The 23391-nt window shown below is 51.8% G+C and carries 26 protein-coding genes; 16 read left to right on the top strand and 10 right to left on the bottom strand.

Going from position 1 to position 23391, the window contains the following annotated elements:
* Positions 1–16: 16 nt before the first annotated feature.
* The 6 genes from solA to mdtH all read right to left on the bottom strand — a co-directional run bounded on the left by solA (position 17) and on the right by mdtH (position 5201).
* Positions 17–1135 carry an N-methyl-L-tryptophan oxidase gene (gene solA, locus SK36_RS12465; RefSeq protein ID WP_045441622.1) on the bottom strand — a complete coding sequence of 373 codons (1119 nt, stop codon included), beginning with the start codon at positions 1133–1135 and terminating at the stop codon, positions 17–19.
* Between the two features lie 114 nt (positions 1136–1249).
* Complete coding sequence (gene bssS / locus SK36_RS12460; protein WP_003036154.1) at positions 1250–1504, bottom strand: biofilm formation regulator BssS; 255 nt, start codon at positions 1502–1504, stop codon at positions 1250–1252.
* 340 nt (positions 1505–1844) lie between these two features.
* Complete coding sequence (dinI, locus tag SK36_RS12455) at positions 1845–2090, bottom strand: DNA damage-inducible protein I (protein WP_048221665.1); 246 nt, start codon at positions 2088–2090, stop codon at positions 1845–1847.
* Positions 2091–2165: 75 nt separating this feature from the next.
* A complete protein-coding gene (pyrC, locus tag SK36_RS12450) occupies positions 2166–3212 on the bottom strand; it encodes a dihydroorotase (RefSeq protein WP_048221664.1) in 1047 nt (348 codons plus the stop codon).
* Between the two features lie 104 nt (positions 3213–3316).
* The gene (locus SK36_RS12445; RefSeq protein WP_045441634.1) at positions 3317–3877 is read right to left on the bottom strand and encodes a lipoprotein; all 561 of its coding nucleotides are present in this window, start codon (positions 3875–3877) and stop codon (positions 3317–3319) included.
* Between the two features lie 115 nt (positions 3878–3992).
* Positions 3993–5201: a multidrug efflux MFS transporter MdtH gene (gene mdtH / locus SK36_RS12440; protein ID WP_045441637.1), complete on the bottom strand. Its 1209-nt coding sequence runs from the start codon at positions 5199–5201 to the stop codon at positions 3993–3995.
* 259 nt (positions 5202–5460) lie between these two features.
* On the opposite strand from mdtH, the gene rimJ reads away from it, so the two are divergent.
* The 4 genes from rimJ to murJ all read left to right on the top strand — a co-directional run bounded on the left by rimJ (position 5461) and on the right by murJ (position 9428).
* A complete protein-coding gene (rimJ, locus tag SK36_RS12435; protein WP_045441640.1) occupies positions 5461–6045 on the top strand; it encodes a ribosomal protein S5-alanine N-acetyltransferase in 585 nt (194 codons plus the stop codon).
* A 35-nt stretch (positions 6046–6080) separates the two neighbouring features.
* Positions 6081–6728 (top strand): YceH family protein, encoded by a 648-nt coding sequence (locus SK36_RS12430; RefSeq protein ID WP_048221663.1) that lies wholly within the window; start codon positions 6081–6083, stop codon positions 6726–6728.
* A 1-nt stretch (position 6729) separates the two neighbouring features.
* The gene (locus SK36_RS12425; protein ID WP_048221662.1) at positions 6730–7653 is read left to right on the top strand and encodes a Gfo/Idh/MocA family protein; all 924 of its coding nucleotides are present in this window, start codon (positions 6730–6732) and stop codon (positions 7651–7653) included.
* A 239-nt stretch (positions 7654–7892) separates the two neighbouring features.
* Positions 7893–9428 carry a murein biosynthesis integral membrane protein MurJ gene (gene murJ / locus SK36_RS12420; RefSeq protein WP_048221661.1) on the top strand — a complete coding sequence of 512 codons (1536 nt, stop codon included), beginning with the start codon at positions 7893–7895 and terminating at the stop codon, positions 9426–9428.
* Positions 9429–9472: 44 nt separating this feature from the next.
* Here murJ and flgN read toward each other — a convergent pair whose 3' ends face one another.
* From flgN to flgA, 3 genes are all read right to left on the bottom strand, one after another.
* Positions 9473–9895 (bottom strand): flagella biosynthesis chaperone FlgN, encoded by a 423-nt coding sequence (flgN, locus tag SK36_RS12415; protein WP_048221660.1) that lies wholly within the window; start codon positions 9893–9895, stop codon positions 9473–9475.
* Positions 9896–9898: 3 nt separating this feature from the next.
* Positions 9899–10192 carry a flagellar biosynthesis anti-sigma factor FlgM gene (flgM, locus tag SK36_RS12410; RefSeq protein ID WP_045441651.1) on the bottom strand — a complete coding sequence of 98 codons (294 nt, stop codon included), beginning with the start codon at positions 10190–10192 and terminating at the stop codon, positions 9899–9901.
* Positions 10193–10284: 92 nt separating this feature from the next.
* Complete coding sequence (gene flgA / locus SK36_RS12405) at positions 10285–10944, bottom strand: flagellar basal body P-ring formation chaperone FlgA (RefSeq protein WP_045449563.1); 660 nt, start codon at positions 10942–10944, stop codon at positions 10285–10287.
* Positions 10945–11101: 157 nt separating this feature from the next.
* Here flgA and flgB point away from each other — a divergent pair, with 157 nt between their 5' ends.
* The 11 genes from flgB (at position 11102) to flgL (ending at position 21028) form a co-directional block, all read left to right on the top strand.
* Positions 11102–11518, top strand: a complete 417-nt coding sequence (gene flgB / locus SK36_RS12400) for a flagellar basal body rod protein FlgB (protein WP_048221659.1) — start codon at positions 11102–11104, stop codon at positions 11516–11518.
* 3 nt (positions 11519–11521) lie between these two features.
* Complete coding sequence (flgC, locus tag SK36_RS12395) at positions 11522–11926, top strand: flagellar basal body rod protein FlgC (protein ID WP_045441655.1); 405 nt, start codon at positions 11522–11524, stop codon at positions 11924–11926.
* Between the two features lie 11 nt (positions 11927–11937).
* Positions 11938–12636, top strand: coding sequence for a flagellar hook assembly protein FlgD (gene flgD, locus SK36_RS12390; protein WP_045441657.1), 699 nt, complete (start codon positions 11938–11940; stop codon positions 12634–12636).
* Between the two features lie 26 nt (positions 12637–12662).
* Entirely contained in the window at positions 12663–13949 is a 1287-nt protein-coding gene (flgE, locus tag SK36_RS12385; protein WP_045441659.1) for a flagellar hook protein FlgE, read from the top strand.
* Between the two features lie 20 nt (positions 13950–13969).
* The gene (locus SK36_RS12380; protein WP_048211227.1) at positions 13970–14725 is read left to right on the top strand and encodes a flagellar basal body rod protein FlgF; all 756 of its coding nucleotides are present in this window, start codon (positions 13970–13972) and stop codon (positions 14723–14725) included.
* Between the two features lie 13 nt (positions 14726–14738).
* Positions 14739–15521: a flagellar basal-body rod protein FlgG gene (gene flgG, locus SK36_RS12375; protein ID WP_045441663.1), complete on the top strand. Its 783-nt coding sequence runs from the start codon at positions 14739–14741 to the stop codon at positions 15519–15521.
* 57 nt (positions 15522–15578) lie between these two features.
* Positions 15579–16277 carry a flagellar basal body L-ring protein FlgH gene (gene flgH, locus SK36_RS12370; RefSeq protein WP_032939885.1) on the top strand — a complete coding sequence of 233 codons (699 nt, stop codon included), beginning with the start codon at positions 15579–15581 and terminating at the stop codon, positions 16275–16277.
* Positions 16278–16310: 33 nt separating this feature from the next.
* Complete coding sequence (locus tag SK36_RS12365) at positions 16311–17387, top strand: flagellar basal body P-ring protein FlgI (RefSeq protein WP_233617170.1); 1077 nt, start codon at positions 16311–16313, stop codon at positions 17385–17387.
* Entirely contained in the window at positions 17387–18337 is a 951-nt protein-coding gene (flgJ, locus tag SK36_RS12360; protein ID WP_048221658.1) for a flagellar assembly peptidoglycan hydrolase FlgJ, read from the top strand. Before SK36_RS12365 ends, flgJ begins: the two co-directional genes overlap by 1 nt.
* A gap of 64 nt (positions 18338–18401) precedes the next feature.
* Positions 18402–20060, top strand: a complete 1659-nt coding sequence (flgK, locus tag SK36_RS12355) for a flagellar hook-associated protein FlgK (protein WP_048221657.1) — start codon at positions 18402–18404, stop codon at positions 20058–20060.
* Positions 20061–20074: 14 nt separating this feature from the next.
* Positions 20075–21028, top strand: coding sequence for a flagellar hook-associated protein FlgL (gene flgL / locus SK36_RS12350; protein ID WP_045441687.1), 954 nt, complete (start codon positions 20075–20077; stop codon positions 21026–21028).
* 78 nt (positions 21029–21106) lie between these two features.
* Here flgL and SK36_RS12345 read toward each other — a convergent pair whose 3' ends face one another.
* On the bottom strand, positions 21107–22306 hold the full coding sequence (locus tag SK36_RS12345; RefSeq protein ID WP_048221656.1) for an MFS transporter: 1200 nt from the start codon (positions 22304–22306) through the stop codon (positions 21107–21109).
* Between the two features lie 21 nt (positions 22307–22327).
* Between SK36_RS12345 and SK36_RS12340 the strand changes: the two genes are divergently transcribed.
* Complete coding sequence (locus SK36_RS12340) at positions 22328–23353, top strand: LysR family transcriptional regulator (protein ID WP_075261782.1); 1026 nt, start codon at positions 22328–22330, stop codon at positions 23351–23353.
* The last annotated feature ends 38 nt before the right edge of the window (positions 23354–23391 follow it).

Here is a 23391-nt window from a genome sequence, read left to right as displayed (position 1 = left end):
AGAGGCCATTTAGTGATTATTGTTTAAAACGGGTAAGTTTGAACGGGGACAGGTCAAAGGCTGACGGTTTGTCCTGGGCGAAATCCGCAGCGATCTCCCCCAACACGGAGGCAAATTTGAAGCCATGACCGCTCAACCCGGTAATGATTAGCGTATTGTCATGCTCTGGCAGCGTATCGATAATAAAGTCTTCGTCCGGAGAGTTATCGTAAGTGCAGGACGCACCATGCAGGCAACATCCAACACCGGGCAGAATAGTACGCAGGAATGGGAAAGCTTCGGAACCATCGCTGGCAACTGCGGCAAACGGTTTACGCTCTTCGGCGGAATGGATGATCTGCCCGCCGTTATGTTTACCAATCTTCAGCTCGTCATTTTCAGCCGGGAAACCGTAATACTGATCGCCATTCGGCAACTCACCGGTAAATGCCGGGAATTTGTTTTTAATGCTGTAGCGCCCGTCTGCCTGGTACCATGCAAACACTTTGCGCACCGGTTGTATTGGCAGTTCAGGCACCAGTGCCTGAACCCAGGTTCCGGTGCTAATCAGCGCTTTTTTAGCATGGTAGTCTCCGTCCGCTGTTTCAACCGTGACGCCATCATCATGATGATGAATTGCGGTGACAGGACATTTAAATAGCTGTGCACAGCCTGCTTCCTCAGCCAGACGGATCCAGGTTTTAATGGCTAGCTCACTGCGTAAAAAACCTGACTCTGCTTCAAACAAGCCAATATAGTTTTCAGGTACACGGATTTCGGGCCAGCGCGCCATAATCGCGGCTGCGTCCAGTTGCTCAACGTTTAGCTGCCACTGTTTTGCGCTTTGCGCCACGTTAGATAAGAAGGTTGAATCTGCCGGGCCGAGGTTGATAACACCTGAACGGACAAACACGGGTTCTTCATTTTGCGTGGAGAGTTCATCCCACAATGTCTGCGCACGCAGTACCAGCGGAACGTATTTTTCGCCTTCGCCATACGCATGACGAATTAATCGTGTGTCGCCGTGGTGGCTGCCCTGTTGATGTGGTGGCATATGTGCATCGATCATCAGAACATTCAGACCGGCGCGAGTGGCATAGTATCCAGCTGCGGCACCCACGGAACCGCTGCCAATAATGATTAAGTCGTATTTCATCCGCTTCTCTCTGCAATCGCGATAGTTGCAGGGTAAATAACTGACCAGCATTATTCAACCAGGAAATAAGAAAGGCACCGTTAAGGTGCCTTTTGATGGTTGGGTGCATCAGATTTAATGACGCTGATACTCATTCACCTGGTAATCGCCTGATTCAATTTTGGCGATTCCTGCTTCTAATATCGAAATAAATTGCCTGGCAACATCAGTGGTTAACCAGAGCGTTTGACCAACTTCAGTCCCATCCGGGTCCGGACGATTCGGGGTCTGGTAGTGCAAACGCAGCATCAGCGCATCATAGCTATCAACGGTGCTGATGTCCCATCCTACAAGCGGATGAGTCTGAATGACTTCATTATTCTTTTCCATCATGCCCCCTAATTCGTGTTACTAGACAACGGTTTTCGAGGTTCAATGCGTTTTTTCTGAAGCAACTTCAGTATATCAATAAATATGGGTATTCACTGGAAATTTAAAGAGGGAGACGCATAAATTTTATGTTTTAAGTGTTATCCGAACAATAAATCGGCACCTTATTCATATTTTTTTGGCATGTTATGCAGTTATTTTGATGCTCAGGCTAAAAGATAATCAGTTGCGTAAATAAACGTTACCCGTTTTGGTAGCAGGATTACGCTATTGATTAAAAGGCAATGTGTGTAAAAAAGCCGGGGCGACCCGGCAAATAAACATCACTGCATATCATTTATTATTCATTGATGAACCAGTCATCTGCGCTTTCCCATGTTTCCTGCAGGATCTCGCTGATGCGTTCTTTGTCCTCTTTGGTCGCGCCAATGACCGCCAGATTGTTTGCGGTGGCATAACGAACGGTGACATTACCTTCGTTATCCGGGAAATGATGGTTAATACGGCGGGAGAGTTCACCTGCCAGGGCGTCAATCGCACCGGCAGGCAAAGGTGAAGTTTTAGCAATAGTGACTTCAATACGCATAATAGCCCCCTGTTGAATATACTGGTTATTTATACAGTTAACTTCAGTAATTGACAACAGTTGGCTATATTTTTTTTATCTTTTTACAGACCAGCGTACCGTTTCTCCGCCGAGGAAGGGGACCAGTGTGTCATCTTCAAGCGCGATGCTCTCCGGTACCTGCTGTTCAATTCTAACCAGTTCAATAAAGGTTTCGTTAACCGGCAGTCCGTAGAATCGAGGGCCATTAAGCGAGCAGAAGGCTTCAAAATGGGCCAGAGCATTCATCTCTTCGAATACGGTGGCATAACTGCCCAGCGCGGTCGGTGCGTTAAAACAACCCGCGCAGCCGCAACTGGACTCTTTGCGATGACGTGCATGTGGTGCCGAGTCAGTGCCAAGGAATGCGCGGGTAAAACCGCTGGCGACCAGTTCACGCAGCGCCTGCTGGTGGATGTTACGCTTGAGGATCGGTAAGCAATACAGATGCGGGCGAATTCCGCCTACCAGCATATGGTTGCGGTTAAACATTAAATGCTGTGGCGTTATCGTTGCTGCGAGGAATTCATTCCCGTCACGCACGTACTCTGCTGCATCTTTGGTGGTGATATGTTCAAACACGACTTTCAGCGCGGTCAGGCGCTGACGCAATGGCTCCATCACAGTTTCAATAAAGCGCGCTTCGCGATCAAAAATATCGATGTCCGCATGGGTCACTTCGCCATGTACCAGCAATGGCATGCCGAGTTTTTCCATCCGCTCCAGCACTGGCATGATGGCATCAATAGATGTCACGCCGTGTGTGGAGTTGGTGGTGGCATTCGCCGGATAGAGTTTGGCTGCAGTGAATACACCTTCTTTGAATCCGCGCTCCAGCTCATTGGGATCCAGCGTATCCGTTAAGTAGCAGGTCATTAATGGGGTGAAATCGTGACCGGCAGGCACCGCGTCAAGAATGCGCTGACGGTACGCGATAGCGGCGTCAACCGTAGTGACAGGCGGTGCCAGGTTGGGCATGACAATCGCGCGCCCATAAATTTCACTGGTATAGGGCACGACAGTTTTTAACATGTCGCCATCGCGAAAGTGAAGATGCCAGTCGTCTGGGCGGCGGATCTTTAAAACCTGGGATGGTGCAGTCATCAATATGCTCCGGCTGAGGATAGTCATTTTTGCCGGAAACAAAGGATAAGCGGAAACGTTTTCGTTTGCACGAAAAAAAGGGTGCTGATGCACCCTCATTTTTATTAATCAGTAAACGGAATGATTATTTCTCCCGGTTTCACCTCAATACCTTTGGCCAGCTTTTTCGCCAGCGCTTCGCCGTTACTGCTATCTTCTCGCAGGATATAAGCCGGTTGCTGATTGAAATAATTCCGCAGCGACTGGTTTAAATAAGGCATCAGGGTTTGCAGAACCGATTGCATTTTTTCCGGTGTGACGGTTGCATCAACAACTTCCATCTCTTGCAGATAGATAGCGCCTTTTTCTTTGTTGAAGACCGGCAATGCTTTTAACTTCAGCTTCATGGTCGCTTTCTGACTGCCAAACAGGGAGTTCATATCCAGATTGGCATCCCCGGTCAGGGTCACTTTATTCGGCTCTTCACGACCGATCTGACTGGCGAGATTGCTCAGAACAATATGTGCTTCAGCAACACCGGGCAAGCCAATGTCTTTAGAAAAGTTATTGTGTTTCGCCAGCGCCTGATTAATTTCTTGCTCGCTAACCGTGTATTGCGTGAGTTGATTACAACCAACCAACAGGCCGCCGACAATTAGTGCAGCGGCAAAAAAAAACTTTTTCATGGGGTTCCTCAACATGATGCTTGTGGCGTAATCGTGACACAAAGCAGCATCTAGTACCAGCACGCCGGACACCAGCAGAAAAAACTGAAAATGTGTCCATGCGGCTGGCTAAATATCAGGCACCTGGCTCCAGCATACCGCGTGATGTGCGTTTGTGGCTGAACTGCCAGCCCAGAGCCAGAAAAGTGATAAGGCCGATAACCCCGAGCATCATCCATGGCAGTTCGGGTTGCGACAACGCTTTGCCCATGTCAAACAACCAGCCGCCGCCGATGTAACCTATTGCGCCGCCGATAGCTAATCCCAGCCGACTAAAGCCCATGTAACTCCCCCGTGCCCGCGCATTCGCCAGCGATGCGCTGAGCGTTTCCCGCGCTGGTTCCGCAATAATGGAACCGATATAGAACGTACAGATCAGAGTGAAAAGCTGCTGTAAATTACCGACCAGACCAATGGGCATCATACTGAGAGACATCACCAACAAACCGGCCATCAGGCGGTGTTCCAGGCGAAAACGCTTTTCACTCCAGCGAGCAATCGGGTAGAGCAGCGTTAAGGAGAGGCATGCTTCAATGGCATACATCCATTTCACGGCGGACGGTGAACCCGCAATATCGTTAACCATAATCGGTAGCATCAGCATGACCTGCACCGCCAGCATGTAATAACCCGCTAATGTCAGGACATAGGTGACAAATCGCTTGTCATGCATCACGTGACTCATCCCTTCGCGTACCGGAATTTTCACCGTCGACAGTTTCCACGCGGGGAGAAGCCAGGCATTAAAGGCTGCGCACAGGACAAACAAAATCGCGCCCGTGGCGCATACCAGTCGGAAGTCGTACTGTAGCAGCCAGCTTCCGAGTAACGCACCAACGACCGCGCCGGCACTATCCTGCATCATCAGGATAGAGAAGAAACGCCCACGTTTTTCCGGGCGGATCAGTTTGACCACCAGCGCGGAGCGGGGAGGATCGAACAGTGTGCCGCCTAATCCGGAGAGAAAACAGGAAAACCACAGCAGCCAGGGTTCATGGGCAATACCCATAGTGGCGAATCCGGCGGCGCGCATCAGCATGCCGGTGACAATCATCGGTTTTGCACCAAAACGGTCTGCAATCGCTCCGCCAAAAATACCCAGCCCTTGCTGAATAAATTGGCGTAATCCAAGCGCAATACCAACCATTACGGCAGCCCAGCCCATTTGGTCGACGAAACGAATAGAGATCAACGGGAATACGACGAAGAAACCCAGTACGACCAACATATTATCGATGAGCAGGAAATATTTACCCAGGTTCCTCGCCTGCGAAACTTGCGACATTTCCCCTCCAGGGAAAAACTCGTCACTCTGATTAGAGTTTAAAAGATAAGCACCTCCTATTCTGCGGTGTCGTCTGATCTTTTCCCACCCCTGGGGAAACAATATTTTTTTATCAAAAGCCAGTCTTGATAGAGAGTTTTCATCAAAATGTGTGAATAATTCAAAAAATGATGTTTTGCTCTTTTCACAGGGTGTATTTGCACAGGTATAGTATCGCAAATAGCGTATTGAAGACGTTACGGGAAGGAGTAGGTATAGAATGTTTGGCTATCGCAGTAACGTGCCAAAAGTGCGCTTAACCACGGACCGCCTGGTCGTGCGTTTAGTGCATGAGCGTGATGCCTGGCGTCTGGCAGATTATTACGCAGAAAATCGTCATTTCTTAAAACCCTGGGAACCTGTTCGCGATGAAAGCCATTGTTATCCTTCTGGCTGGCAGGCGCGTCTGAGTATGATCTCTGAATTTCATAAACAAGGGTCTGCTTATTATTTTGCGTTGCTCGATCCAGAAGAGAAAGAGATCATCGGCGTCGCGAACTTCTCTAACGTCGTGCGTGGATCTTTTCATGCATGTTATCTCGGTTATTCCATTGCGCAGAAGTGGCAGGGACAGGGGCTGATGTATGAAGCCTTAACCGCGGCCATTCGTTATATGCAGCGCTCACAGCATATTCACCGCATTATGGCGAATTACATGCCACATAATAAACGTAGCGGCGATTTGCTGGCGCGGCTTGGTTTTGAAAAAGAAGGGTATGCAAAAGACTACCTGCTGATTGACGGGCAGTGGCGCGATCACGTGCTAACGGCGTTGACAACATCAGAATGGACCCCGGGTCGCTAAGTTTCAGCTGTATTGGCTGATTAATGGAGAAGACGATGAAATACGAATTAACCGCCACCGAAGCCCGCGTGATTGGCTGTCTGCTGGAAAAGCAGGTAACAACGCCAGAACAGTATCCGCTCTCCGTGAATGGCGTTGTGACCGCCTGCAATCAAAAAACCAATCGTGAACCGGTGATGAACCTGTCGGAATCGGAAGTGCAGGACCAACTGGATAACCTGGTTAAACGGCATTTTCTGCGTACTGTAAGCGGGTTTGGTAATCGCGTAACCAAATACGAGCAACGCTTTTGTAACTCAGAGTTTGGCAATCTGAAGCTCAGTGCAGGAGAAGTGGCGTTAATTACGACGTTATTATTGCGCGGCGCACAAACGCCCGGAGAGTTGCGTAGTCGAGCATCCCGTATGTATGAATTCAGTGACATGGCAGAAGTTGAATCGACTCTGGAGACACTGGCCACCCGTGAAGATGGTCCTTATGTTGTCCGTCTGGCACGTGAACCCGGTAAGCGCGAAAGCCGTTATATGCACCTGTTTTGCGGTGAAGTTGATGAGCCGATCGCAACGGCAGATGAATCTCCGGCTGCTTCTGGTGGTTTGCAGGCGCGCGTCGAGGCGCTGGAAACTGAAGTGGCAGAGCTAAAACAGCGGCTCGATTCGCTACTGGCGCATCAGGGAGACTAATGTGAAAAAATTACGTATCGGTGTTGTCGGGCTGGGCGGCATTGCGCAAAAAGCCTGGTTACCCGTCCTTGGCGCGGCTCCGGAGTGGACACTACAGGGAGCCTGGTCACCTTCGCGGGAAAAAGCAGAGCGTATTTGCGAAACCTGGCGGATGCCATACGTTGATTCACTGGCGAATCTGGCAGCAACCTGCGATGCCGTTTTTGTCCATTCCAGTACCGCAACACATTATGCTGTGGTGAGTGAATTGCTTAATGCCGGGATCCATGTTTGCGTGGATAAACCCCTGGCGGAAAATTTGCGCGATGCTGAACAACTGGTGGCACTCGCGGCGCGGAAAAAACTGACGCTGATGGTGGGTTTCAATCGCCGGTTTGCGCCGCTTTACCGGGATTTAAAAGCGCAGTTAGGTGATGCTGCTTCTGTCAGAATGGACAAGCATCGTACGGATAGTGTTGGGCCGCACGATCTGCGTTTTACGCTGTTGGATGATTATCTGCACGTCGTGGACACCGCGCTGTGGCTGTCCGGGGGAGAGGCTTTGATAAATAGCGGTACGCTGTTGACCAACGAATCCGGGGCGATGCTTTATGCCGAACACCATTTTTCTGCGGGTCAGGTGCAAGTAACCACCAGTATGCATCGTCGGGCGGGCAGCCAACGAGAAAGTGTACAGGTGGTGATGAACGGAGGATTAATAGACGTTACTGATATGCGGGAATGGCGTGAGGAGCGTGGACAGGGCGTAGTACACAAGCCGGTTCCAGGCTGGCAAACAACCCTGGAACAACGTGGCTTTGCCGGATGCGCGCGTCACTTTATTGAATGCGTGCAAAATCAGACGGTTCCTGAGACGGCGGGTGAACAGGCGATTCTGGCTCAGCGCGTGGTCGAAAAGCTGTGGCGGGATGCCATGGCTGAATAACCCCCTGTAACATCTGGCGGTAGTAATTCATCGTAATCCAGGTACTATATGCCCACTCAAAATAACTCCTCTTTCTAACAGTGAATGATGGCAACCTGTGGGGTGAACTGTTTGCCTGATAAGACTTTTATGCGTCTCCATCGGGTGCGGTGATGTTGCCGGATGACCGCTTAAATGCGTTATCTGGTCTACGGTTTCGCCATGCGGGGTTTTGCTCCAGGGTCTGGAATATAAAATAGATGAATTTATTAAAGTCGCTGGCGGCCGTCAGCTCGATGACGATGTTTTCACGCGTGCTGGGTTTTGCGCGTGATGCGATTGTCGCCAGAATTTTTGGCGCAGGGATGGCGACAGATGCCTTTTTTGTGGCATTCAAACTTCCTAACCTGCTGCGTCGAATTTTTGCTGAAGGCGCGTTTTCTCAGGCGTTCGTGCCAATTCTTGCAGAGTACAAAAGTAAGCAGGGTGAAGATGCCACCCGTGTGTTCGTCGCTTACGTTTCTGGGCTGTTGACGCTGGCGTTGGCGGTGGTCACGGTTGTCGGAATGCTCGCAGCGCCGTGGGTGATTATGGTCACCGCGCCTGGCTTTGCCGATACGGCCGACAAGTTTGCGCTTACCACTCAACTGCTGCGGATAACCTTTCCCTATATTCTGTTAATTTCGCTAGCCTCGCTGGTGGGCGCTATTCTTAACACCTGGAACCGTTTCTCCATTCCGGCGTTTGCACCGACGTTTCTGAACATCAGCATGATCGGTTTCGCGCTGTTTGCTGCACCTTATTTTAACCCGCCGGTACTGGCGCTGGCCTGGGCCGTCACCGTAGGTGGGGTATTACAACTGGTTTACCAGCTCCCGCATTTGAAAAAAATTGGTATGCTGGTGCTGCCGCGCGTGAACTTTCACGATGCCGGTGCGATGCGCGTCGTAAAGCAGATGGGCCCGGCAATCCTGGGCGTATCTGTCAGCCAGATTTCCCTGATCATCAACACAATTTTCGCCTCATTCCTGGCTTCAGGATCGGTTTCATGGATGTACTATGCTGACCGCCTGATGGAGTTCCCGTCAGGCGTCCTGGGCGTTGCTCTGGGGACCATTCTGCTGCCATCGCTGTCCAAGAGTTTTTCCAGCGGAAATCATGATGAATATTGCCGACTGATGGACTGGGGGCTGCGCCTGTGCTTTCTGTTGGCACTACCCAGTGCTGTGGCGTTGGGGATCCTGGCAAAGCCGCTGACGGTTTCCCTGTTCCAGTACGGTAAATTTACTGCATTTGATGCTTTGATGACCCAGCGCGCTCTGGTGGCGTACTCGGTTGGTCTCATTGGATTGATCGTAGTGAAAGTGCTTGCGCCTGGGTTTTACTCGCGTCAGGACATTAAAACTCCGGTGAAAATCGCCATTGTGACGCTGATTATGACTCAGGTGATGAACCTGGCGTTTATCGGCCCGTTAAAACATGCCGGACTGTCGCTCTCGATTGGTCTGGCGGCATGTCTGAACGCCTCACTGCTGTATTGGCAACTGCGTAAACAGAAAATTTTCACCCCTCAACCTGGCTGGGGCTGGTTCCTGGCGCGTCTGGTGATTTCTGTACTGGTCATGTCTGCGGCGCTCGTAGGCATGCTTTACATCATGCCGGAGTGGTCGCAGGGAACGATGCTGTGGCGTCTGCTGCGTCTGATGGCTGTTGTCGTTGTTGGTATTACAGCCTACTTTGCTGCGCTGGCCGTTCTGGGCTTTAAAGTGAAAGAGTTTGTACGCCGGACGGCGTAACAGAAAGGGGGAGTTGCCGTCAGGTGGCTCCCCTTATCGCAATATCAGATAGAGATTTTTTTCCCGCCGCGATGCGTCGCAGAGGTTTGGCCATTAGCGCCATACAGAGTCGGTTCCTGGTGCGGTTTCAGCACCTTGATCGCCTGTTGATTACGCTCGATCTGCCCTTCCAGGAGCCAACCATTATGTTGGTTGAGATCGCGTAAATGCTGTGTTTTGTTCGTGATGGTCTGCCAGCGCTCGGCTATCTCATCGTTGGCGCTGCGCGTCGAGTCGTGCTCGAGACGTCGCTGCTGTTCCAGATAATCCAGGGTCGCCAGTAAAGAGCTTTTTTCTTCTGTAATACGCTGTAGCTGGTTACCGTTGATATGGCCCGCGGAAAGCTGCTGCTGTTCAGCATCCATCACTGTTTTCAGGTCATTGAGGACGGTCGTCATCTGATCAAGTATTTCTGACAAGCGAGTCATACTTTATTTACTCTGTAGGTAGCTCTGTGCCTCGCGGATCAGCGAGTCTGCAATTTTCCCAGTGTCCATTTTCAGCTCACCGTTACGGATCGCGATTTTCAATGCTTCAACACGCTCCATATTGATGTCATTGGTACCGGGTTGCATCAGCTTGGCCTGAGCGTCGCTTAACATCACACTGGTGCTGTTGGTCGCTGATGTTTTTTCCTTCCGCGCTTTTTGTACCGGCGTGTCGCTGGTTTCGCGTGGTTGGACAGTGCTTACTGGCTTCAATGGTGAGGTACGATCAATGCTCATTTTTTTATCCTCATCGAGGGGTTACGCTATAGCGACCCGCTTTAATCATTGGTTGATTATCTATCGGCATCCGCTAAAAAATCTTTAACCTATTATAGGTTAATAAGAATATTCCCATCAGAATCGACGACTCCGCTCACCACCTGTCCTGAAAGCATCCGCACTCTCGCGTTTTGCGCGACGGCCGCATTATTCAGCGCTTTACCTTCTGCATTCACGCGAAAGCCCTCGCCGTTTGCGATAACCAGAACGCGCTGGCCGGCTTTTATCCGCCATGCCTGACGCAACATCGTCAGCTGTAGCGGCTGGCCAGAGACCAGGTCGCGTAGGCTTACGGCATCCTGGACCTGATTAATATCCAGAACGGTTCGTGGCGGAAGTTGGTCCAGCCGACCGCGTTTTAAGGTCACGCTGGATGCGTTAAGCGCGCTGCCTCGTGCAATGGGAGCGGCGGCGACTACGTAGTTGCCCGTGGCTTGTACATTCACCTGCAGGTAGCGTTTTTCATTGGGACACCTGGCCAGGACGTTCACATTGCCCCATAACTTCGCGCTTCCAGCTACGCTCAACGTCGGCTGCTCACAGCCCGGTCGCAGGTTAGGCGGTGTGCGAACAGTGACAACCACTTCATCACTGAACCCCGACAGCCGTTCTGAAAACCATGCCGTTAACTGCGAATTGAGGTCTTGCGCCAGCGTCAGGGGACTGAACAGCAGCGCTGCCACGGCTATTCCTCGTTTAAACGTTTGCATCAAAACCTCATGCTTTTTCAGGTAGTGACGGGATTTTACCTGTGTGAGGCAGTCATCAACGCAACAAATAGCGACGCATTTTGCGTTTATTCCGACGATAACGCGCGCGTGATGGGATTTAAGCTGTCGGCTGAATTTTGTCATTTGCGGAGGAGATATGCTCGATAAGCTCGACGCCGCCTTACGTTTTCAACAAGAAGCGCTGAATCTGCGCGCCCAACGCCAGGAAGTATTAGCGGCCAACATTGCCAATGCCGACACGCCAGGGTACCAGGCGCGTGACCTGGATTTCGCCAGTGAGTTAAAAAAAGTCATGGTGCGAGGACGGGAAGAAACCGGCGGTGTCTCGTTGACGCTGACCTCTGCACAACATATTCCGGCCCAGACCACCTCGGCTCCCTCCACGGAGTTGCTCTATCGCATCCCAGACCAACCGTCCCTGGATGGCAACACGGTTGATATGGATCGGGAACGCACACAGTTTGCGGACAACAGTCTCAAGTATCAGATGGGGCTTACCGCATTGGGTGGACAAATCAAAGGCATGATGAACGTGCTGCAAGGAGGGAACTAATTCGTGGCGCTGTTAAATATTTTTGATATCGCAGGCTCCGCGCTGACGGCGCAATCCCAGCGCCTGAACGTCGCGGCCAGCAACATGGCGAATGCGGACAGCGTGACCGGACCCGATGGCCAGCCGTATCGCGCGAAGCAGGTTGTTTTTCAGGTCGATGCAGCGCCGGGTGCGGCTACCGGCGGCGTAAAAGTCGCTGACGTCATTGAAAGTCAGGCGCCAGATAAGCTGGTTTATGAACCTGGCAATCCGCTGGCCGATGCAAATGGTTACGTAAAAATGCCGAATGTGGACGTGGTCGGGGAGATGGTCAACACCATGTCAGCCTCGCGTAGCTATCAGGCAAACGTTGAAGTGCTCAACACAGTGAAAAGCTTGATGCTTAAAACGCTGACGCTAGGCCAGTAAAGGAGGCGCACATGTCAATTGCTGTAAAAATGAATGACCCGAGCAGTACGGGCGTTAATGCTGCCAGTAGCAAAAGTTCGCTGACAGGCAGCAATGCTGCCGATCTGCAAAGCAGCTTTCTGACGCTCCTGGTTGCACAGCTGAAAAACCAGGATCCGACCAATCCTATGCAAAACAATGAGCTGACCACCCAGCTGGCGCAGATTAGCACCGTGAGCGGTATTGAGAAACTGAACACCACGCTGGGCTCGATCTCCGGACAAATCGACAACAGTCAGTCGCTGCAGGCCAGTACCCTTATCGGCCACGGTGTCATGATCCCGGGGACCACTATCCTTACCGGCAAAGGAACGGAAGAGGGAGCAACGACCACCACTACGCCGTTTGGCGTTGAACTGCAGCAGCCAGCAGATAAGGTCACCGCGACCATTACCGATAAGGACGGTAAGGTCATTCGCACCATTGAGATCGGTGGGTTGAAGGCGGGTGTGCATACCTTTAGCTGGGACGGCACCATGACAGATGGCACGGCTGCGCCGAACGGCTCTTACAACGTCGCGATTTCCGCCAGCAATGGTGGTACGCAACTCGTGGCGCAGCCTCTTCAGTTTGCGCTGGTGCAGGGGGTTATTCGCAGTAATGGCGGTAATACGCTGGACCTGGGCACCTATGGAACCACCACCCTCGACGAAGTACGGCAAATAATCTAAGCCTTCACACTTATCAGGAGTAAGTCATGGCCTTTTCTCAAGCGGTCAGCGGTCTGAACGCTGCAGCGACCAACCTCGATGTCATTGGTAATAACATCGCCAACTCCGCCACCTATGGTTTTAAATCCGGTACGGCCTCATTTGCGGATATGTTTGCCGGCTCTAAAGTGGGTCTGGGTGTTAAAGTTGCGGGTATAACCCAGGACTTTACCGATGGCACTACAACTAATACCGGACGTGGTCTGGATGTTGCCATCAGCCAAAACGGTTTCTTCCGCATGGTCGACAGCAACGGTTCAGTGTTTTACAGCCGTAACGGCCAGTTCAAGCTCGATGAAAACCGCAATATCGTCAACATGCAGGGGCTGCAATTGACAGGTTATCCGGCCACCGGGACACCGCCAACGGTTCAACAGGGCGCTAACCCGGCACCGATCACCATCCCGAATACCCTGATGGCGGCAAAAGCCACGACCACTGCGTCAATGCAGATCAACCTGAACTCAACTGACAAGGTCCCGTCAAAAGCACCATTCAACCCGAGTGATGCGGATTCGTACAACAAAAAAGGCACCGTTACCGTTTTCGATAGCCAGGGTAATGCCCATGACATGAATATTTTTTATGTCAAAACTACGGATAACAAATGGGATGTCTATACCCAGGATGCCAGCGTTGCCGGGTCAGTCGCCACTAAAAATGCTGTGATGAATTTTAGTGCTAACGGCACGCTGGCCTCAGTGAATAACTATGTTGAAGAACCAGTAGACCCGCTAGATCCAACTGGACCTAAACACCTGGTTGAAGGTCCTGCTAACGCTCAACCGCAGATTCAGATCACTACCGGTGCCATCAATGGCGCGGTTCCGGCTGGTTTCTCTCTCAGCTTCCTGAACTCTATGCAGCAAAACACGGGTGCCAACAACATCGTTGCCACCAACCAGAATGGTTACAAACCGGGCGATCTGGTGAGCTATCAGATTAACAACGACGGTACCGTGGTGGGTAACTACTCCAACGAACAGAAACAGGTTCTGGGGCAGATCGTGCTGGCTAACTTTGCCAATAATGAAGGTCTGGCTTCTCAGGGCGATAACGTCTGGGCCGCGACACAGTCCTCTGGCGTGGCACTGCTCGGTACTGCAGGTACTGGTAACTTCGGCAAACTGACTAACGGTGCGCTGGAATCATCAAACGTAGATTTGAGTAAAGAACTGGTGAACATGATCGTCGCGCAGCGCAACTATCAGTCGAATGCGCAGACTATCAAAACCCAGGATCAGATCCTCAACACGCTGGTCAACCTGCGCTAAGCGCCTGACGGGATGGCTTAATGGATCACGCAATATATACCGCCATGGGCGCGGCCAGTCAGACGCTAAATCAGCAGGCGGTGACGGCCAGCAACCTGGCAAATGCCTCCACGCCGGGTTTCCGCGCGCAGCTTAACGCGCTGCGTGCGGTACCTGTTGAAGGACTCTCTTTGCCAACGCGTACGCTGGTGGTGGCTTCAACGCCGGGGGCCGATATGACGCCTGGCCAGATGGACTACACCTCTCGTCCACTGGACGTGGCGTTGCAACAGGATGGTTGGCTGGCGGTGCAGACCGCTGACGGTAGCGAAGGGTATACCCGCAATGGCGCAATTCAGGTGAGTCCGACCGGTGAACTGACGATTCAGGGACATCCGGTGATTGGCGAAGCCGGGCCAATAGCGGTTCCGGAAGGGTCGGAAGTGACCATCGCTGCTGACGGGACGATTTCCGCACTCAACCCAGGCGATCCGGCGAATACGGTAGCACCAGTGGGGCGTTTGAAGCTGGTGAAGGCAACAGGGAGTGAAGTGCAACGTGGTGATGACGGTATGTTTCGTCTGAGCGCGGCTGCACAGGCGACCCGTGGACCGACGTTGCAGGCTGACCCAAGCATCCGCGTAATGTCGGGTGTGCTGGAAGGCAGTAACGTCAAACCGGTTGCCGCGATGAGCGACATGATCGCCAGCGCTCGCCGCTTCGAAATGCAGATGAAGATTATCAGTAGCGTGGATGATAACGCGGGTCGTGCCAACCAACTGCTGTCGATGAGTTAATACAGGACATTTTATGATCAGTTCATTATGGATCGCCAAAACCGGCCTGGATGCGCAGCAAACCAACATGGATGTGATTGCCAACAACCTGGCAAACGTCAGTACCAATGGTTTTAAACGTCAACGTGCGGTGTTTGAAGATCTGCTGTACCAGACGATTCGTCAACCTGGCGCGCAGTCTTCGGAACAGACCGTACTGCCTTCAGGCCTGCAAATCGGTACCGGTGTGCGTCCGGTTGCGACTGAGCGTTTACACAGCCAGGGCAACCTGTCACAGACCAACAACAGCAAAGACGTTGCTATTAAAGGTCAGGGATTTTTCCAGGTCATGCTGCCGGATGGTACCTCAGCTTATACCCGTGATGGTTCTTTCCAGGTAGATCAGAATGGTCAGCTGGTGACGGCGGGTGGTTTTCAGGTTCAGCCTGCTATCACCATCCCTGCAAACTCGCTGAGCATCACCATTGGGCGAGACGGCATCGTCAGCGTTACGCAGCAGGGGCAAGCTGCACCTGTTCAGGTAGGACAGCTCAACCTGACCACTTTTATGAACGATACCGGTCTGGAAAGCATTGGTGAGAATCTGTACACCGAAACGCAATCCTCCGGCGCGCCGAATGAGAGTACACCGGGGCTTAACGGCGCGGGGCTACTTTATCAGGGCTATGTTGAAACCTCTAACGTGAATGTGGCGGAAGAGCTGGTGAATATGATCCAGGTTCAGCGCGCTTATGAAATCAACAGTAAAGCGGTATCTACCACCGATCAGATGCTGCAGAAACTGACGCAACTCTAAAGTGTTGTCCGGCGGGGCGGGTGTCTCGCCGGCACACTGATTTTGAAGATGAAGGCAATGCGAAAATACGCGCTTCACCCTTACCCGATTTTAGCCCTGTTGGTGGTTTCGCTGACAGGATGCGCCTGGATCCCGGCCACTCCGCTCGTGCAGGGCGCGACGTCTGCCCAACCGATCCCTGGCCCGACGCCGGTCGCGAACGGCTCTATATTCCAGTCGGCACAGCCGATTAACTATGGCTATCAACCGCTATTTGAAGACCGCCGTCCACGTAATATTGGCGATACACTGACCATCGTATTGCAGGAAAATGTCAGCGCGAGCAAAAGCTCTTCCGCTAACGCCAGCCGTGATGGCAAGACTAACTTCGGCTTTGACACGGTGCCACGTTATCTGCAGGGATTGTTTGGCAACGAGCGTGCCGACGTGGAAGCTTCTGGCGGCAATACCTTCAATGGTAAAGGTGGCGCGAACGCCAGTAACACCTTTAGCGGCACATTGACGGTGACCGTTGACCAGGTTCTGGTGAATGGCAATTTACACGTTGTGGGTGAAAAACAGATCGCCATCAATCAGGGCACTGAATTTATCCGTTTCTCCGGGGTCGTTAACCCGCGCACCATCAGTGGCAGCAACTCCGTTCCGTCAACTCAGGTTGCGGATGCGCGTATTGAATATGTCGGTAACGGCTATATCAACGAAGCGCAGAATATGGGCTGGTTGCAGCGTTTCTTCCTTAATTTGTCGCCGATGTAAGCGGGGTATCCAGTGATTAAAGCTCTTGTTGGAATGGTACTGGTGCTGTCAGCCACGTTTGCTCATGCCGATCGTATACGTGATCTGACCAGCGTTCAGGGTGTACGTGAAAACTCACTGATTGGCTATGGGTTGGTGGTGGGGCTGGACGGTACGGGTGACCAGACAACTCAGACGCCATTCACCACGCAAACGCTCAATAACATGCTCTCCCAATTGGGGATCACCGTTCCGACCGGAACTAACATGCAATTGAAAAACGTGGCGGCGGTAATGGTTACGGCATCATTCCCGGCATTTGGACGTCAGGGACAAACCATTGATGTAGTGGTCTCTTCAATGGGTAACGCCAAAAGCCTGCGCGGTGGCACGCTGCTGATGACCCCTTTGAAAGGAGTCGATAGTCAGGTCTATGCGCTGGCGCAGGGGAATATTCTGGTTGGTGGCGCGGGGGCTTCAGCAGGAGGCAGTAGCGTACAGGTTAACCAGCTTAATGGTGGGCGTATTACCAACGGGGCCATCATTGAACGTGAATTGCCCAGCCAGTTTGGTGGCGGCAACACCATTAATCTGCAGCTCAATAATGAAGATTTCACTATGGCGCAACAGATTACCGACACCATCAACCGCTCTCGTGGTTTTGGTAGCGCCACCGCGCTGGATGCGCGGACGATTCAGGTGCGTGTGCCCAGCGGTAATAGTTCACAGGTACGCTTCCTGGCCGACATTCAGAATATTGAGGTAAACGTTACGCCGCAGGATGCGAAAGTGATTATTAACTCGCGTACGGGGTCCGTGGTGATGAACCGCGAAGTCACGCTGGACAGCTGTGCTGTTGCGCAGGGTAATCTGTCGATTACAGTTAATCGTCAGGCTAACGTCAGCCAGCCAGATACGCCGTTTGGCGGTGGCCAAACCGTGGTGACGCCGCAAACCCAGATCGATCTGCGCCAGAGCAGTGGTTCGTTGCAAAGTGTGCGTTCCAGCGCCAATCTGAACAACGTTGTACGCGCGCTTAATGCCCTCGGCGCAACGCCAATGGATCTGATGTCCATTCTGCAGTCAATGCAGAGCGCAGGTTGCCTGCGTGCCAAACTGGAAATCATCTGATGATTGGCGATAGCAAACTGCTCACCAGTGCTGCCTGGGATGCACAGTCGCTGAACGAACTGAAAGCGAAAGCGGGCCAGGATCCGGCGGCGAATATCCGTCCGGTCGCTCGCCAGGTGGAAGGGATGTTCGTGCAGATGATGCTGAAAAGTATGCGTGAGGCGCTGCCGAAAGACGGTGTGTTTAGCAGCGACTCCACGCGTTTGTACACCAGCATGTATGACCAGCAAATTGCCCAGCAGATGACCGCAGGTAAAGGACTGGGGCTGGCGGAAATGATGGTTAAGCAAATGACAGAGGGTCAGGCGCAGCCTGCTGATGATACGCCACAGGTGCCAATGAAGTTCTCACTGGAAACGGTGACCAGCTATCAAAATCAGGCACTGACCCAACTGGTCCGTAAAGCACTCCCCAGAACGACAGAAAGCAACGATGAGCCGCTGTCGGGCGACAGCAAAGACTTCCTGGCCCAGCTTTCGCTACCGGCAAAACTGGCAAGTCAGCAGAGCGGTGTACCCCATCATCTGATTCTGGCGCAGGCCGCGCTGGAATCCGGATGGGGACAGCGACAAATTCGTCGTGAGAACGGTGAGCCAAGCTTTAACATTTTTGGCGTGAAGGCCTCGGGAAGCTGGAAAGGACCGACAACCGAAATCACCACTACCGAATATGAAAACGGCGAGGCGAAAAAGGTGAAAGCCAGATTCCGCGTCTATAGCTCTTATCTTGAGGCGTTGTCGGATTATGTCGGGTTAATCTCGCGTAATCCGCGCTACGCGGCGGTGACCGTTGCCGCAACCGCAGAGCAGGGGGCACAGGCGCTGCAGAACGCAGGTTACGCCACCGACCCTAATTATGCGCGTAAATTAACCAGTATGATCCAGCAGTTGAAATCAATGAGTGAGAAAGTGAGTAAAACCTACAGTACGAATCTCGACAATCTCTTTTAAATAGCTCAAGTCTACAAAACCGCTGCCGATAATAACGAGTATTGAAGGATTACAAGGAACCTCCATGTCCAGCTTGATCAATAACGCCATGAGTGGACTCAGCGCAGCGCAGGCCGCGTTGAACACGACCAGTAATAACATCAACAGCTATAACGTCGCCGGTTACACTCGGCAAACGACAATTATGGCGCAATTGAACAGCACGCTGGGGGCGGGGGGCTGGGTTGGCAATGGTGTTTATGTTTCTGGCGTGCAGCGTGAGTATGATTCATTCATCACTAATCAGTTACGTGCAGCGCAGAATCAGAGTAGCGGTCTGACGACACGTTATGAACAAATGTCGAAAATTGACAATCTGCTTTCCAGTAAAACCAGCTCAATTTCGACTTCAATGCAGGGTTTTTTCACCAGCCTGCAAACACTGGTCAGTAACGCAGAAGATCCGGCGGCACGCCAGGCGCTGATTGGCAAAGCCGATGGTTTAGTCAATCAGTTTAAAACGACTGACCAGTACCTGCGCGATCAGGATAAACAGGTAAATATCGCTATCAACGCCAGCGTTGACCAGATCAATAACTATTCGAAGCAAATCGCCAGTCTCAACGATCAAATCTCCCGTTTGACCGGCGTTGGCGCAGGTGCATCACCTAACGACCTGCTTGATCAGCGTGATCAGCTCGTGAGCGAGTTGAACAAGATTGTGGGTGTGGAAGTCAGCGTTCAGGACGGTGGCACTTACAACGTGAACATGGCGAATGGTTATTCGCTGGTGCAGGGTAGCAATGCCCGTCAGCTCGCGGCTGTACCTTCCAGCGCCGATCCTTCCCGTACTACTGTAGCGTATGTTGACAGCGTTGCCGGAAATATTGAAATTCCAGAGAAACTATTGAATACCGGTTCGCTGGGTGGACTGTTGACGTTTCGCTCTGAGGAGCTGGACCAGACGCGTAATACCCTGGGCCAACTGGCACTCGCCTTTGCAGATGCGTTTAATACGCAGCACAAAGAGGGATTTGATGCCAACGGTGATGCGGGCAAAGATTTCTTTGCCATCGGCAGCCCGTCTACATTCAGTAATGCCAAAAATACCGGTACAGGCTCGTTAACGGCAAAAATTACTGACAGCTCCGCTGTTCAGGCTACTGATTATAAAATCGTTTTTGATGGTACAGACTGGCAGGTCACCCGTCTGGCAGACAATACCAGCTTTAAAGCTACTGTTACCGGCGGGAAAATGTCCTTTGACGGGATGGAGATAACGGTAGGTGCTGGCGCGAAAGCGAACGATAGCTTTACTCTGAAACCTGTGAGCAATGCCATCGTTGATATGAAAGTTATGGTGACCGATGAGTCGAAAATCGCCATGGCCGAAGTCTCCAAAAATGACCTGGATCCAGATAAGGACAAGGGAAAAAGCGATAACCGCAACGGTCAGAAACTGTTGGATCTGCAAACTAAATCCACCGTTGGGAATAAAACCTTTAACGACGCGTACGCTACGCTGGTGAGCGATGTTGGCAACAAAACTGCCACGCTTAAAACCAGCAGCACCACACAGAACAATGTGGTTACGCAGCTCTCTAATCAGCAGCAGTCTATTTCCGGGGTTAACCTCGACGAAGAGTACGGTAACTTGCAGCGGTTTCAGCAGTATTATCTGGCTAACGCCCAGGTCCTGCAAACTGCGAACTCACTCTTTGATGCACTTCTGAATATTCGCTAAGGGAGAGGGACTCAATGCGTATCAGTACCCAGATGATGTACCAGCAGAACATGCGTGGCATCACTAACTCTCAGGCCGAATGGATGAAGTTCGGCGAGCAGATGTCGACAGGCAAACGCGTAATTAATCCGTCTGACGATCCAATTGCTGCGTCACAGGCTATCGTGTTGTCTCAGGCACAAGCGCAGAACAGCCAGTATACGCTGGCGCGTACTTTCGCGACGCAGAAAGTATCGCTGGAAGAGAACGTGTTAAGCCGGGCGACGACGGCGATTACTGCTGCGCAGGAAAAAATTGTTAACGCCGGGAATGGCACATTAAGTGACGATAACCGGGCATCACTCGCCAAAGATTTGCAGGGGCTTCGCGATCAGCTGATGAACCTGGCAAACAGCACAGATGGCAATGGTCGCTATATTTTCGGTGGATACAAAACGGAAGCAGCACCATTTACTCAGACTAACGGCACCTATACTGGTGGAACGGAAAACATCACTCAACAGGTCGATGCTTCCCGAACGATGGTAATTGGTCACACTGGGGACAAAATATTTAACTCTGTGACTAGTAACGCTGTTCCGGAGCCTGATGGAAGCAAGCCGGAAACGAATTTATTCGTCATGCTGGATACGGCTATCGCCGCGTTGAACACGCCGATAGAAGGCGATGATGTAGCCAAAGCAAAGGCTGCTGAAGCGATTGATAAAACCAACCGTGGCCTGAAAAACTCGCTCAATAACGTCCTGTCCGTTCGCGCAGAATTAGGTACCCAACTCAGTGAACTGAGTTCACTGGATTCGCTGGGAGCAGATCGTGCATTAGGGCAAACCCAGCAGATGAGTAATCTGGTAGATGTTGACTGGAATGCGGCAATCTCTTCCTATGTAATGCAGCAGGCGGCATTACAGGCTTCTTACAAAGCGTTTACTGATATGCAGGGCATGTCGCTGTTCCAGATAAATCGGTAACAACCATTTTTGAAACATATCATGAAACTGGATATGTTTGTCTGCCCGCTCCATTCACACCCCGGAGCGGGCATTTTTTTAGGCTGTTTCTGTCCGACTAACCGGCGCTTTACCAGTCATTCTTATCACCAGCGCAATAGTGCTACTGAGGGTCGCTAGCCCCACCACGCCTTGCCAGTTCGCCAGCGCGTAGACTTGACTTCCGAGAACTGAGCCCAGCGCCATACCGATAAACACTATAGTAAACAGCAGAGCATTCAGGCGACCCCGGGCCTGTGGTTCCAGGCTATAAACCAGATTCTGATGGGCCACCAGACTTGACTGTAATCCGAGATCAAAGCCTACCGCAGAAAAGGCAATCAGCAACCACTGACCTGGCACAGGTAAGACAGGTAAAAAGAACATAAGCGCAAAAGATAACATAACTAACAAAGCACCAAGTTGAGTGACTTTTTCGGCGCCGACTTTATCTGCGAGGTGACCGGCCACTGGTGCTGCAAGCGCACCAGCGGCGCCAGCGACGCCAAAAGCCCCTGCTACTGCACTGCCCATTTGGTAATGTTCGGATAACATGACCGCCAGTGTCGACCAGAAAGCGCTGAAGGCTATCGACAGGAAACCTTGTGCCAGCGCAGCACGGCGCAGTGCGGGGTAACGTTGCCAGAGCTGTGCCATTGAAAGCATTAATGATGGATAGTTCAGTGTGGAATGCACCGTAAAGCGGGGCAGCATTCTCCACATGATTGCGGTAATTACTGCAATACTGACGGCTGAGAGTTGATACATTTCTCTCCAGCCAAATGCCTCGCCCACCAGGCCACTGACGGTACGCGAAAGCAGAATACCCAACAGAAGACCGGTCATAACGGTACCCACTGTTTTACCCTGTTTTCCTTCAGACGCAAGGATAGCCGCGGCGGGAACAATATCCTGGGCCATTGTGGCTGCCATCCCCATCAGCAGACTGATTGGTAGCAGCGAATGAAGCTGTCCGGCAAAGCTGCATGCCAAAAGAAGTACGGCCAGAGAGAGACTTTTCAGCAGGATTAATGTCCGCCGGTCATAGCGATCGCCCAGTGGTAATAAAAATAGAATGCCGAGTGCATATCCCGCCTGGGTCAGCGTCGGAATCAGTCCCATCCCGGTGATACTCAAGGCCAGATCCTGGCCCATCAATGGCAATAGAGGCTGGGCATAGTAGATAGCAGCAACGCTGAACCCAGCGCCCAATGCCATAACAAAAATGATCCAACGGGAGAGTGCGGTATGTGTGTTCACGAATGATTCCTCAATCACAAGATGTACGGCTATTTTTATCTTTCAGTGGGTGGTTCGGTAGCGAGTGTGGTGGTAAAACAGTTATACGTTTGGCGTATGGAGACTGCGGGAATGATTAAAACAGAACGTATAGACAGGGTTGAGCTGATGCGGACGTTTGTACGTATCGTTGAAGCGGGAACGCTCTCTTCGGCGGCAAAACAGATGGGTACAACCCAGGCGACTATAAGCCGGAGGCTGCAGTCTCTTGAAACATTGCTGGGCGTTAAACTGATTTTACGCACCACTCATGCGATGAAATTAACTGATGACGGTGAGCGTGGATATCATCACGCCAGGCATATTATTGATGCATGGCTGGCGCTGGAAGATGGTCTCAATGTTAAGGAAGACGACCCGGTAGGTACGCTTCGGGTACGGGCACCACATGCGTTCGGCCAGCAGCAGCTCCTTGAGCCGCTATTACAGTTTCTTTCACGTTACCCGCAGCTCTCGGTGGAGTGGATGCTCAATGACAAAACGGTTGATTTTCTCAGCGATAATATAGATTGCGCCATCAGAGTCGGGGCCGAGGTCGATCCGGCAACGGTCTCGGTATTACTGGCTGAAGTTCCCCGTAGCATGGTGATCAGTCCGAAACTGCTGATGCAGTATCACGAGATTACGCATCCTGAGCAGTTATCATCGCTGCCCTGGATCGCGCTAAGCACATTTTATCAACGTAGCGTGTCGTTGCTTCACCAACAGAACAATGAACCCTTTACGGTAAATATTTCTCCCAGGTTAAGCACGGACAGTATTTATGTTGCAAGAAATGCAGCCCTTGCAGGGCTGGGAGTGGCGATTGTTTCAAGCTGGATGGTAGAAGAGGATATTGTTCATGGGCGCCTGGTAGAGCTGTTACCAGACTGGCATGCAGCGCCACTGCCGGTTCATTTGGTGTACCCCTGGGCGCGCTATTATCCTACCCGATTGCGTAAATTTTTGGCGCTGATGAAGGATGTAATGCCACGACTGGCGGGAATGAAGCGCGTAGACGAGATATAAAAAAGCCGACCCGAAGGTCGGCTTTTGTGACGATTATG

Source organism: Citrobacter sp. MGH106 (genome assembly GCF_001037495.1).
Taxonomy (GTDB): Bacteria; Pseudomonadota; Gammaproteobacteria; order Enterobacterales; family Enterobacteriaceae; genus Citrobacter; species Citrobacter murliniae.
The sequence above is the reverse complement of the archived record's forward strand: the minus strand, read 5'-3'. Positions and strand labels throughout refer to the sequence as shown.